The organism is Sulfitobacter alexandrii (genome assembly GCF_001886735.1).
GTDB classification, from domain to species: Bacteria; Pseudomonadota; Alphaproteobacteria; order Rhodobacterales; family Rhodobacteraceae; genus Sulfitobacter; species Sulfitobacter alexandrii.
The window spans coordinates 504,127-515,172 of sequence record NZ_CP018076.1 but is presented as its reverse complement, the minus strand read 5'-3'; the positions used below and the strand labels follow the sequence as shown (position 1 = coordinate 515,172).

The window sequence follows — 11,046 nt, the reverse complement described above, 5'->3', positions numbered from 1 at the left end:
ACAGAAGCACGGGACGGTCTGCGCTACAGATGGCTCAAAGGTCAAGCAATGAACCGCGCCGGGTTTGCGGGAGAATCCAACCCCAGCGGCTTTGAGCCGCTGCCTTCGGCTGTCTGGGAAACGTCACCGGGCAATACTCAGGCCCTTTGGTTCTGGAGCCGGCCCCACACACCGAAACGGGCTTCGGCCTTTTCGAAGGCGTTGACCTATCGCCATCGGGGGGGGGGGGGGGTCGACCCGGGTGGAAGCGCGCCAAACAAGCTGCTGCGCGTGCCGGGTTCGTTCAACCGAAAGCCAGCCGATGAAAAGCCCTTCAGCTCTCTCCGGCACTATGACACGCGACTGATATTTCAGAGACCGGAACTATTGCCCGATCAAGGTCGGGCCGTTGGGAGGCAGATTGAAACGTCGGGCATGATCCCTCACGCGTATGGCAGCCTCGCCGTGCTCGAGAAGCACCGTTCGGAGCTTTCGGCCTCGACGCGGTCACTGATCCGGCACAAACGCGTGATGGCGCAGGATCGGTCCGGCAGGATAGTAATTATCTTGATGGCCTTCCTTCCGACACTTGGGATTGGAAACCAAAGCGATATAGAAGGAATCCTTGCCGCTCTGCCGAGGTAGCTTCGGCGTTAGTCGGGTTCGAAGTCAATTAACACCCATACGGCACCCAGCCCCAGCACAGAGCCTCGTAGCCATGCAGCGAACGAAGCTATACGATTGTCTTTGCTGATTAAAGTGGTGCCCGGGGGCGGAATCGAACCACCGACACGAGGATTTTCAATCCACTGCTCTACCCCTGAGCTACCCGGGCACGGGGACCACGAGGTGGTCGGGTGTGCGGGTTCTAGGGTTTCTAGGACGGGGTGTCCAGCCTCTTTTTGCCGGGCGGACCGGGGAAAATTACTGGGGTTTCGGCGGCGTGCGGGTCGCGGCCTCGATGGCGTCGATCGCGGCCTCGATGTCCTCCGGATCGGTCGACGGGGCGGCGTAGGATCCGTTGAACCATTTCGCCAGGTCCAGGTCGGCGCAGCGGCCCGAGCAGAACGGGCGGTACGCCTTGACCGTGGGTTTGCCGCACATCGGGCAGGCCATCACGAGACCTCCGACAGGGGCGCGCGCATGCGCTTGCGTTGCAGTTCGAAATGGCCCAGCGGCGTCCAGCCGACGAGGGCCGTTTCCACGTCGTCCCCCCGGAACGCGGCGCGCAGCGCGGATTCGAAGGCCCGGCGATCCTTCTTGGCCATGGGCGCGAGATCCAGGGTGATCTGCCCGCCAAGCCCGCGCACCCGCAGCGCGCGCGGCAGCAGCCGGGCGCAGGCCATGTTGGCCTTGAGCCCCGCGGCGAGCGAGGCGTCGCTGCCGGTGTTCACGTCCACGGCCACGAGGGCGCGGGTGGGCTCGACGTACATCGAGGCGCCGCCGCCCAGGCCCACTTGAGCGCCCCGGGCCGACGACAGGGCGTCCAGCACGCCGTGGATGTCGAAGCCACCCGGTTCCGTCACCACCTCGGCGGGCGCGGTCCAGTCGCGCCAGGCAAGCACGTGGGGGCCGTCGCCCTCGGTCAGGACTTCCATGGCGTCGGAGGTGTCGCCCATCACCCGATCGGCGAGGCCGAGCATGGCGGCGATGTCCTCGGCGATATCGTCCTCGTCCGCCCCGTCCGCCGCCGAACGCAGGATCAGGCCGAAGCCGGTCTCTCCGGCCACGTCATGGGCGATTTCCAGCAAGCGGTCGCGCTCTGCCTCGTCCTTGATCCCGCGCGAGATGTTCAAGCCCGGCGCCTCCGGGGTGACGATGGCATAACGGCTCTTGAACAGAATCTTCGCGGTCACCGGGATCGCCTTGCCCGGTTCGGCAAAGCCGCTGACCTGAACGAGGATCGGTTGCCCCGGTGCCAGCCCCTTGATCTGCCGCAGAAACGCGGCGCCGTCGGGCGTCTTCAGGAACATGCCGCCCTGCCCCTTGACCGGGCGGTCCGCGATGCCGCGGTAGACGGTGCCGGGGCGCGGTGCGTCGCTGTCGACCAGCAGATCGTCCAGCTGTCCGTCCACCATCAGCGCGGCGGCCTCCCGGTCGCCGAGGTGGTCCAATATGATCGTCCGGCCCTTCATGCGCTTCCTTTCAGCGGCGGATGGCCCGCCGCGGTCAACAGGTTGGCGGTTTCGGCCAGCGGCAGCCCGACGATACCGGTGAACGATCCGCTGATCCACGGGACCAACGCGCCCGCGGGCCCCTGGATCCCGTAGCCGCCGGCCTTTCCCCGCCAGTCGCCGGTGGCGAGGTAGGCCGCGATCTCGGCGTCCGACAGCGATTTCATGCGGACCGCGCTTTGCACGTCACGTTCCCACAGCCGCCCGCCCCGCTTGACGGCGACGGCGGTGATCACCTTGTGCCGGCGCCCCGACATCATCCTCAGAAAGGTCTCTGCCTCTGCCGCGTCGGCAGGCTTGCCCAGGATCCGCCGGCCCAGCGCCACGGTGGTGTCGGCGCAGAGCACGATGTCATCGTCGCCGCAGGGCACCGCTGCCACCTTCTCCCGCGCCATGCGGGCGCAATAGGGGCGTGGCAACTCGGCCTTGCGCGGTGTTTCGTCGATATCGGGGGGACGGATATCATCGGGAACGACGCCGATCTGCGCCAGCAGTTCGAGGCGTCGGGGGGAACCGGAACCCAGGATAAGTGTCATGAACGGCCTTTCACCAAGGGCATCAGCCGGAATGGCAAACGGGTGCCGACCGCGCCCTGCGTGCAGGACGCCCGCCGCGCGGGCCGCGGCAAGCGCGGCCTACTTGAACCGGTAGTTGATCCGACCTTTGGTCAGATCGTACGGGGTCATCTCGACCTGTACCTTGTCGCCTGCCAGAACGCGAATGCGGTTCTTGCGCATCTTGCCTGCCGTGTGCGCGATGATCTCATGGCCGTTTTCAAGCTCGACCCGGAACGTCGCGTTAGGCAGGAGTTCCTTCACGACACCGGGAAATTCGAGCGTATCTTCCTTGGCCATGGTCTCTCCTTGACTTACCTGCCCCCAATTTCGGGGCACGCTGCTAAATGAGCCTATTGCGGCCATTTTTCAAGGGGTATTCAGCGCAATCTGACAGATGGCGCAGGGCCGTCCCGCCCGATTTGCCCGGTCCAGTGGCGCCGGTTGAGCACCACGCCATCGCGGCGGACATGGGCGACCTGCCCCAGATCGACTTCGGCGAAGGTCCATCCGGGGGCATTCAGCTCTCCTGCCGCGAGCACCCCGGTGGGCGGAAAGCCCGTATCGGGCGGGCCAAAGATGCCGCCCGCGCCAAAGCTCGTGCCCAGCGCATCCGACCAGTCGGCCTCTCCCACGACGCTGGACATGGCGGTGATGCACTGATTCTCGAGCGCCCGCGCCATCGAGCCGATGCGCACACGCCAGTACCCCGCCAGCGCTTCGGTCACCGACGGGACACAGATGATGTCGCATTCCGTAAGCGCCCGTCCCAACAGGGGAAATTCGCTGTCATAGCAGATCAGGATCCCGATCTTGCCGAGCGCGGTATCGAACACCTGAAGCCCGTTGCCCGGTATCACGTCCCAGACTTCGGCCTCGAAGCGGGTCATGATCTGCTTGTCCTGCACGCCGGTCTGGCCCGTGGGGGTCATGAGCCGGGCACGGTTCACAGGGCGGGTATCCGTGTCCGCCGGACCGGAAGCGGCGACGATATGCACGCCATGCTCGCGGGCGAGCCTGAGGTGCAGCGCGTCCGCGTCCTCCAGCCGGTCCGACACGGCATGCAGCGAGGCTTCGAGGTCCGCCGCCACATCGGGTCCGGAAAGGGTCGCCAGTTCCATCGCGCCGTATTCTGGAAAGACCAGCAGATCCGCGCCCTGCCCCGCGGCCTCTGCGACCCAGCGCGCGATCTTGTCTTCGTACTGCGCCCAGGATGTCAGGACGTCGAGCGGGTAAGCTGCGGTAGCGATCTTCATCGGTGTCTCCGTTTTCGCGCATTGTGGGCACCCGGCCGTCCGGCTGCAAGGGGCCATCGCAAGACCGGCATATTCCGATTTCGTGATGAACCTTCAAGAAAGATGGCTGAAAACCTTGACCCTAGCGGCAGCGGGTTTCAGAAAACACGAAACGGGGGAGAACCAGGCCATGCTGAAAAAAGGGGTCACGCTCCGCGGGATCGAGGTTTTCGAGGCGCTGGCGCAGGCCGGTTCGGTGGCGCAGGCGGCGGTTGCCACGGGGCTCAGCCAGCCCGCGGTCAGCCAGCAGATGCGCAATCTCGAACAGGCGGTCGGCGCCGAGCTGATCGACCACTCCCGCCGCCCCATGCGCCTCACCCCCGCGGGAGAGCTTTTCCTGCGTCATGTCGGCGTCGCCCTGTCCGAGCTGCGCCAGGCGCAAAGCGAGGTGACGGTGATGGACCTCGCCCACCTCGAGGAACTGAACCTCGGGATCATCGACGACTTCGACAACGACCTGACGCCGCGCCTTGCCACGATCCTCGCGGACAGCCTGACCGGCTGCCGGTTCCGCATGATCACCGACGGCAGTCTGGAGCTGGCCCGCGCGATCACGGCGCGGGAGCTGCATATCGCCATCGGGGCCCGGCCCGAAACCCCGCCCGAGGGGGCCACCGAGTATCCGCTCGCGCGCGACCCGCTCATCATCGTGGCACCCGCAGGGGAGGCGTGCACCTCCGAAGCCCTTCTGGCCGGGGCCGGGCCGCTGCCGCTGCTGCACTACGCCGGCGAGCAGCTGATCGCCCGGCAGATCGGCAAGCACCTGTCGCGGGCGGGGCTGAGCCTCCCCACCCGGTTCGAGATCGGCAGCCACCTCGCGCTCATGGCGATGGTGGCACGGGGGATCGGCTGGTCGATCACCACGCCACTGGGCTACATGCGCGCGGCGCGGTTTCACGACGCGATGCAGCCGATGCCCCTGCCGCTGCCCGACGCGGCGCGCCAGATCACCCTTTTCGCCGGGGCGGACTGGTCGGACCCTGTGCCGCGCGATATAGCTGCCACCATGCGCCGCCTGATGCAGACCCACATGATCGCCCCGGCCACGGCGCAGTTGCCCTGGCTGGCGGAAAGCTTTCACCTGATCGAGGACCAGACCCGATGATCCATTCCCGCAGCAAGATCGTGATCCTCACCGGTGCCGGAATTTCCGCCGAAAGCGGGATCGAGACCTTCCGCGCCGAGGACGGGCTCTGGGCGCAGCACAGGGTGGAGGACGTGGCCACGCCCGAAGGGTTCGCCCGCGATCCCAAGCTGGTCGTGGATTTCTACAACAGCCGCCGCGCCCAGCTGCCCGATGTCGAACCGAATGCGGCGCATCGCGCCTTGGCACGGCTGGAGGCGGAGCACGACGGGGAGGTGATCGTCATTACCCAGAATGTCGACGACCTGCACGAGCGCGGCGGCTCGCAGACCGTTTTTCACATGCACGGCGCGCTCAAGACCGCACTCTGCGCTGCCTGCGGTCACCGGTGGCCCGCCCCGATTGTCATGGCACCGGGCGACCCCTGCCCGTCCTGCCACGCGCCCGCCGCCCGGCCCGACGTGGTATGGTTCGGCGAGATGCCCTATGACATGGACCTGCTGTTCCGGCACCTGAGCGAGGCCGACATCTTCATCGCCATCGGCACCTCGGGCAACGTCTACCCGGCGGCAGGGTTCGTGGCCGAAGCCCGCCGCGCGGGGGCCCACACGATCGAGTTCAATCTCGAGCGGTCGTCGGTCGGCAACCATTTTGAAGAACACCGCACCGGCCCCGCGTCGCGGACGGTGACAGACTGGGTCGAAGAATTCCTGCGCGGCTAGGCGCCTGACGCGCCACGCCCGCCACCCGACCTTGTCGGCGCGACGCGTTCAGCCTCCGCGACCGGGATGTCGACCTCTCGGTTCAGGCGGGCGACACGACCGGCATGGAACTGTCATTCACCGGTCTTTCGTGGTGCTGCGGCGCGGTCTGGTCCGCCGCCATCTCACGCAGATGAACCCCGAGCAAGACAAGGCCCGGCCATAGCATATAGGCCTCGATTTCCAGATTCTCGCCGAATGATAGCAGAACGATGGTCATCAGGATTCCCATGGGCAGGCGTCCCCGGGGGTGCCGCGCGGCGTCCGAGATGACGATGAGCGTATGCAGCGCCAACGGGACCAGAAGGGCCGCGAAGCCCACCAAACCCTTCACGAACAGAAGGCCGTACCAAGTGTGATGCGATCCGATCGGCATGTATTCCACGGCGTGCGATCCGGGGTGGACCGTCCCATGGCCGAACCAGACCGCCTCGTTCCGCCAGCGCTCGCTCGCGATGCGTTGGAGCGTCTCGCGGACCCGCGTGCTGTCGGCACGGGCCCCCTTGAACGTCGATACGGCATCCTGCGCCAGCGTGATCAGCGCCGTCCCGAGAACGGCCAGCGATGCTGTCAGTGCGGCGGTCATGTACCACGCACCGCTGCGCAGGATCAGCGGCATCATCCGCGGCGCGATGGTACAGGCGACCAATCCGACCAATCCCATGCGGGATTTCGAGGCGAGGATCATCAGGATACCCGCACCCACCCCGGCCAGCATCCACTTGCGGTCCTTCTCCTCCAGCGCGAACAGCACCATCACGACGCCCAGAAGGGCGGCAAAGGGGGACCAGGGGGCGTAGAACTGCCACCGGGGCGTCCAGCTTGCCGGATCGAAGGTGAACAGGAACACCGAGAAGTACTCCGGCCCCGGACCGCCGATCGCCTTGAGGGGCGACGTGAATATCCGTTCGGGCAGCCCGATGTAGGGGGCGACCAGCAACAGGGGCGCGAGCGCAAGCGTCCACGCCCCGATGACGCACTGGCCCCGGATCAGGATCGCGCGGCGGATCGGCAGCACGGCCCCCACCAGCGGGAAAAGCGCCAGAAGCGCCCAGCCCTTGGCCCAGCCGATGGACGACTTGATCGTCTGCTTCATGCCCAGACCCCAGTTGAGGTGCCCGACCCACAGCGCCACAAGCATGACGACCATCCCGAGGATCCACAGCCAGATCAGTCCCGGAACCGAGCCGGTCGCCCGCAGGTCGTGCCGGACCGCCGGGCCAAGATAGAGGACCAGCACCGCCAGCCCGCCCATGATCCAGGCCAGTACAGGCCCCACGACGTAGAGCGCGCCGATGGCGTAGAAGGGCCACGTCAGCGCCATGGTCCGAAAGACCAGCCGCTCGGCCGGGTTCTGCGGGGTCATTCTGCGGCCTTCGGCGCGTTCATCAGCCGCCCGATGACGGCGGAACGCATCCAGCCCAGCAGGAGACCGAACAGCAGCATCATCGTCGCGGCACCGCCCGCCGCGATGGCCAGCTTGCGGTTGGGGGACGAGGGCCGGTCCGGCAGCGAGGGGTTCTCCAACACCTGCACCAACGGATAGGAGGCGTAGACGTCCGATTTCGTCGACTGCGTCCGGGCAATGGCCGAGGCAAAGACCGCTTCGGCCACCGTGAAATCCCGTTGCAGGTCCTGCAACCGGGCAGCGGCGGCGGCAAGGTTCTGCTGCCTTGCCTTTTCGGTGGCCAGCCGGGCCGCAAGCGTCGCATGTTCCTGGGCGGTCCCGGCGCGTTCGGCATCCATCCGTACCAGCTCCGCCAGAAGGTCCGCCCGCGCGCCGGCGGGGGCAAGATCCAGCGCCGCAAGCCGGGCCGCATCCAGCCCCGTCACGGCCCCGGCCCGCCGGAGTGCCGCGGCATCCGCGGCCTTGTGCGCGGAACGGGCCGACTGCACCTTGGGGTGCCCCTCCCCGAACTTCGAGCGCGTCTTGGCGAGGTCTGCCGCGTGGAGGGCGACCTCGTCCCGCAGGGCGATATATTCCGCGTCGGCGAAGAGTTTGAGCGTCGCGGCAGCGGCATCTGCCGGAATGCCAAGGCTGGCTTCCAGCGCGGTGACGCTCTGTGTCTCTTCCTCCAGCGTGGCGGCCAGATCCTGCACACGCGCGTCGAGCAGCCGTGTCGCGTCCACGATGGCATCGTACTGCTCGGCCGAGATCAGCCCCGTCTCCTTCTGCAGTCTTGCGATGTCCGACCGGGTGGCGGCGACGGAATTGCGGTAATCGGCGATGGCGGCCAGTCCGCTGTCCTCGCGGGTCGCCTGTTCGTCGCGGCGCAGCGCATCGAGTTCGGCAAAGAAGGCGTTGAGCAGCGCGTCGCCACGGGCCTGCGCGTCCTCGGCCGTGGCGCCCGTGATTTCAAGGTGGATCAGGCTGGTCTGATCCACGAGGTCGATCCGGGGCTTGCCGAACTCCGCCCGACTCAGCCCCATCGACCGCGCCGCCGCCTCGAGGATGCGGTCCGCGCCGATGAGGCGCTTGTAGGTTTCCGTCGGGCTGACGGAATTGCTGGAGAACGCCGAGTTCGCATAGGACGACGCCTGACCGATACCGTTGAGGTTCATCGAGGCAGAGGCACCGGACCCCGGCAGGATCAGCGATGTCCCTGACTTGAACGACAGCGGGGCGTTGCGCAGGTAGCCGGTGATCGGGGCCCAGATCAGGGTGCCGCCGATCAGCGCGAAGGCGAGGTAGCGCGGAAAGCGACCAAGATCGCCGATCCGCCCACCCACCAGAATGCGACGGAACGAAATGCGGCGTGCGCGGCGGGGGGCGGCAAGGCCGGGCTGAAAGGTCTCTTGCAGTGTCATCGGGCATCTCCTTTGCCCGTCACTCTACGATACCGGTCGCGCCGGTGCGCGCGCGCGCATGGGCAGCAAGGCCGCGCATCGGGGTTCATGACCTATCCGAAGGGATAGATCAGAACAGCCCGGCCTCCCGCGCGATCAGCGCGGCCTGCGTGCGGTTTGCCGCGCCGACCTTGCGATAAAGCGTCTTCATGTGCAGCTTGACCGTCGGTTCGGTGATGTCGAGGTCGCGCGCGATCTCCTTGTTCGACTTGCCTTCCGTGAGGCCCTTGAGCACCTGCAACTCGCGCGGGGTCAGCTTGTCGGCCAGCGGGTGCGACGGTGTCTCGTCCACAGCCGTCATGAAGTCGATGGGGGCGTATTGTTCGCCCATGGCCATGAACTTGACCGCGTTGATCATGGATTTCGCGGGCAGCGTCTTGGGCACGAAACCGGCGGCACCCGCCTCCAGCGCCCGTTCGGCGATGTCGCGGGTCGCCTCGCCCGACAGCAACGCGACCCGTTGCCCCCCGCCGATGGCCATCGTCTTCTTCAGGCCTTCGAGACCGTTCATGCCCGGCATGTTCAGATCAAGCAGGATCAGGTCGAACCGGTCTTCCGTCTCGATCAGATTGCAGGCGCCGGGAAGGTCCGCCGCAGTGCTGGTTTCGATGTCGCCCTGAGCCTGCAAGAACAGGACAAGCGTGTCGCGCAGCAAGTCGTGGTCATCTGCGATCAATACGCGCATTCCGGTCTCCTTTTTCCCGTGCACAACTAAACCGTGAACGTGTCCGATGCACGACAATATTGGGTTCCGATCAAGGCAGGCGAGCGACGCATCGGTATACTGTCTCCTCCGTCCGGATAGGTCGGTTAACCAACCGAAAGGTTTCATTAACCAAAGGCCCCGAAACCTCGCCTTCCGCTCCGTTGAGCGGTGAGACGATTGTGGTCAGTCTGAGAGCAATTTCCGCAAACTCAAGGACTTACCCGAATGAAACACGCTGCCTTCACCTCCGACTTCGACCTTTCCCGTCCCGTTGAACCGGCTTGCCTGCCGACGATGCACCTGCCTGCCCTCGACCTCGATCTGGTCGACGCGACGCCCGAACGCACGATCGACCATCTGCTCGCCCCCGGCCGTCGCCGGGTGTTCTTCATGAACGCGCATTGCTGCAACGTGCGCAGACGGGATGCGGCATACGCCCAGGCCGTGGCGCGCGCCGACGTTCTGCTGCCAGACGGCATCGGCGTCGAGCTGGCGGCAAAGATGACGGGTCAGAAACTGACCGCCAATCTCAATGGAACCGACCTCGTTCCGGCGCTGCTCAAGAAGGCGGCCCGCTTCGGCAAGTCGGTCTACCTGTTCGGCGGCACCCCCGGCACCGCGGACGCGGCGGCGGCAAACCTGAGCCACGCCATCCCCGGACTGCGGATTGCCGGAACCTCCAACGGCTTTGCCGATGCCGCCGACGCCGAAGCGGTCATCGCAGACATCAATGACAGCGGCGCCGACATCGTGCTCGTCGCCTTGGGCGTGCCGATGCAGGAGCTTTGGCTGGACCGGTACGCCCACCGCCTGAACGCCCCGCTGACCCTCGCGGTCGGCGCGCTGTTCGATTTCCTGGCCGGTACGGTCGTGCGCGCACCCGAAGTCGTGCGTCGCGCGAGATTGGAATGGGTCTGGCGGCTGGCACAGGAGCCGCGTCGCCTGGCCAAACGCTACCTCGCGGGCAACGTCTCGTTTCTGGCCCACGCCGGGTTCCGTGTCGCCGCGCGGACGTCGGTGGCAGACGTGCAGCGCCGGTTCCTGGACATCACCGTGTCGGCCAGCGCGCTCCTGCTGCTTTCCCCGCTGCTGGCGCTGACGGCGCTGGCGATCAAGGCCGACAGCCACGGGCCGGTCTTCTTCCGGCAGACACGCGTGGGTCGTAACGGCAAGCCCTTCACGATCCTCAAGTTCCGGTCCATGACCACGGATGCCGAAGCCCGGCGCGCCGAGATCCTGACATCTTCCGACCGCGAAGGCGTCTGCTTCAAGTCGCGCACCGATCCGCGTGTCACCCGCGTGGGAAGGATCATCCGCCGGTATTCCATCGACGAACTGCCGCAGATCATCAACGTGCTGCGCGGCGAGATGGCGATCGTCGGCCCGCGTCCCGCGCTGCCCTGCGAGGTCGAGGCCTATCCCAAGCGCGCCCTCGGCCGGCTCGCGGTGAAACCGGGCATCACCGGCGTCTGGCAGGTGTCGGGCCGCGCGACGGTCGGTTTCGACCAGATGGTCGAGATGGACCTCTCCTATGCCTCCTCCCGGACGCTGCTGCTGGATCTCGTGCTGATCCTCAGGACCTTCGGTGCGGTCGCCTCCGGCCGCGGCGCCTACTGACCCCCACATTTGAAATCGAAAGGACCAGA

Annotated in this window: 12 protein-coding genes and 1 tRNA gene; 4 read left to right on the top strand and 9 right to left on the bottom strand. The window is 66.5% G+C overall.

Features of this window, described 5'->3' with window-relative positions; genetic code table 11:
• Positions 1-48 precede the first annotated feature (48 nt).
• Positions 49-624, top strand: coding sequence for a DNA-primase RepB domain-containing protein (locus BOO69_RS23665; protein WP_071970048.1), 576 nt, complete (start codon positions 49-51; stop codon positions 622-624).
• Positions 625-739: 115 nt separating this feature from the next.
• On the opposite strand, the gene BOO69_RS02615 is transcribed toward BOO69_RS23665, so the two are convergent.
• From BOO69_RS02615 to BOO69_RS02590, 6 genes are all read right to left on the bottom strand, one after another.
• A tRNA-Phe gene (locus tag BOO69_RS02615) sits at positions 740-814 on the bottom strand.
• Between the two features lie 89 nt (positions 815-903).
• A complete protein-coding gene (locus BOO69_RS02610; RefSeq protein WP_071970046.1) occupies positions 904-1,095 on the bottom strand; it encodes a DNA gyrase inhibitor YacG in 192 nt (63 codons plus the stop codon).
• On the bottom strand, positions 1,095-2,114 hold the full coding sequence (locus BOO69_RS02605; RefSeq protein WP_071970044.1) for a ribonuclease E/G: 1,020 nt from the start codon (positions 2,112-2,114) through the stop codon (positions 1,095-1,097). The genes BOO69_RS02610 and BOO69_RS02605 overlap by 1 nt, the downstream gene beginning before the upstream one ends.
• Entirely contained in the window at positions 2,111-2,689 is a 579-nt protein-coding gene (locus BOO69_RS02600) for a Maf family protein (protein ID WP_071970042.1), read from the bottom strand. Before BOO69_RS02600 ends, BOO69_RS02605 begins: the two co-directional genes overlap by 4 nt.
• Positions 2,690-2,788: 99 nt before the next feature.
• Positions 2,789-3,007: a translation initiation factor IF-1 gene (infA, locus tag BOO69_RS02595; protein ID WP_005978431.1), complete on the bottom strand. Its 219-nt coding sequence runs from the start codon at positions 3,005-3,007 to the stop codon at positions 2,789-2,791.
• An 80-nt stretch (positions 3,008-3,087) separates the two neighbouring features.
• Complete coding sequence (locus BOO69_RS02590; RefSeq protein WP_071970040.1) at positions 3,088-3,963, bottom strand: carbon-nitrogen hydrolase family protein; 876 nt, start codon at positions 3,961-3,963, stop codon at positions 3,088-3,090.
• A gap of 169 nt (positions 3,964-4,132) precedes the next feature.
• Between BOO69_RS02590 and BOO69_RS02585 the strand changes: the two genes are divergently transcribed.
• Both BOO69_RS02585 and BOO69_RS02580 read left to right on the top strand, forming a co-directional pair.
• Positions 4,133-5,107 (top strand): LysR family transcriptional regulator, encoded by a 975-nt coding sequence (locus BOO69_RS02585; RefSeq protein WP_071973599.1) that lies wholly within the window; start codon positions 4,133-4,135, stop codon positions 5,105-5,107.
• Positions 5,104-5,808, top strand: a complete 705-nt coding sequence (locus BOO69_RS02580) for an NAD-dependent deacylase (protein ID WP_071970038.1) — start codon at positions 5,104-5,106, stop codon at positions 5,806-5,808. The genes BOO69_RS02585 and BOO69_RS02580 overlap by 4 nt, the downstream gene beginning before the upstream one ends.
• A gap of 82 nt (positions 5,809-5,890) precedes the next feature.
• Here BOO69_RS02580 and BOO69_RS02575 read toward each other — a convergent pair whose 3' ends face one another.
• The 3 genes from BOO69_RS02575 to BOO69_RS02565 all read right to left on the bottom strand — a co-directional run bounded on the left by BOO69_RS02575 (position 5,891) and on the right by BOO69_RS02565 (position 9,379).
• Positions 5,891-7,213, bottom strand: coding sequence for a capsular biosynthesis protein (locus tag BOO69_RS02575; RefSeq protein ID WP_071970036.1), 1,323 nt, complete (start codon positions 7,211-7,213; stop codon positions 5,891-5,893).
• Positions 7,210-8,655 (bottom strand): GumC domain-containing protein, encoded by a 1,446-nt coding sequence (locus tag BOO69_RS02570; protein ID WP_071970034.1) that lies wholly within the window; start codon positions 8,653-8,655, stop codon positions 7,210-7,212. Before BOO69_RS02570 ends, BOO69_RS02575 begins: the two co-directional genes overlap by 4 nt.
• A 109-nt stretch (positions 8,656-8,764) precedes the next feature.
• Entirely contained in the window at positions 8,765-9,379 is a 615-nt protein-coding gene (locus BOO69_RS02565; RefSeq protein WP_071970032.1) for a response regulator, read from the bottom strand.
• A gap of 246 nt (positions 9,380-9,625) precedes the next feature.
• On the opposite strand from BOO69_RS02565, the gene BOO69_RS02560 reads away from it, so the two are divergent.
• Positions 9,626-11,017 (top strand): WecB/TagA/CpsF family glycosyltransferase, encoded by a 1,392-nt coding sequence (locus BOO69_RS02560; RefSeq protein ID WP_071970030.1) that lies wholly within the window; start codon positions 9,626-9,628, stop codon positions 11,015-11,017.
• Positions 11,018-11,046 lie beyond the last annotated feature (29 nt).

Bases quoted from the DNA above. Each gene is read 5' to 3' on its own strand.
- BOO69_RS23665 (WP_071970048.1), top strand. From the start codon at position 49: ATGAACCGCGCCGGGTTTGCGGGAGAATCCAACCCCAGCGGCTTTGAG.
- BOO69_RS02610 (WP_071970046.1), bottom strand. From the start codon at position 1,095: ATGGCCTGCCCGATGTGCGGCAAACCCACGGTCAAGGCGTACCGCCCG.
- BOO69_RS02605 (WP_071970044.1), bottom strand. From the start codon at position 2,114: ATGAAGGGCCGGACGATCATATTGGACCACCTCGGCGACCGGGAGGCC.
- BOO69_RS02600 (WP_071970042.1), bottom strand. From the start codon at position 2,689: ATGACACTTATCCTGGGTTCCGGTTCCCCCCGACGCCTCGAACTGCTG.
- infA (WP_005978431.1), bottom strand. From the start codon at position 3,007: ATGGCCAAGGAAGATACGCTCGAATTTCCCGGTGTCGTGAAGGAACTC.
- BOO69_RS02590 (WP_071970040.1), bottom strand. From the start codon at position 3,963: ATGAAGATCGCTACCGCAGCTTACCCGCTCGACGTCCTGACATCCTGG.
- BOO69_RS02585 (WP_071973599.1), top strand. From the start codon at position 4,133: ATGCTGAAAAAAGGGGTCACGCTCCGCGGGATCGAGGTTTTCGAGGCG.
- BOO69_RS02580 (WP_071970038.1), top strand. From the start codon at position 5,104: ATGATCCATTCCCGCAGCAAGATCGTGATCCTCACCGGTGCCGGAATT.
- BOO69_RS02575 (WP_071970036.1), bottom strand. From the start codon at position 7,213: ATGACCCCGCAGAACCCGGCCGAGCGGCTGGTCTTTCGGACCATGGCG.
- BOO69_RS02570 (WP_071970034.1), bottom strand. From the start codon at position 8,655: ATGACACTGCAAGAGACCTTTCAGCCCGGCCTTGCCGCCCCCCGCCGC.
- BOO69_RS02565 (WP_071970032.1), bottom strand. From the start codon at position 9,379: ATGCGCGTATTGATCGCAGATGACCACGACTTGCTGCGCGACACGCTT.
- BOO69_RS02560 (WP_071970030.1), top strand. From the start codon at position 9,626: ATGAAACACGCTGCCTTCACCTCCGACTTCGACCTTTCCCGTCCCGTT.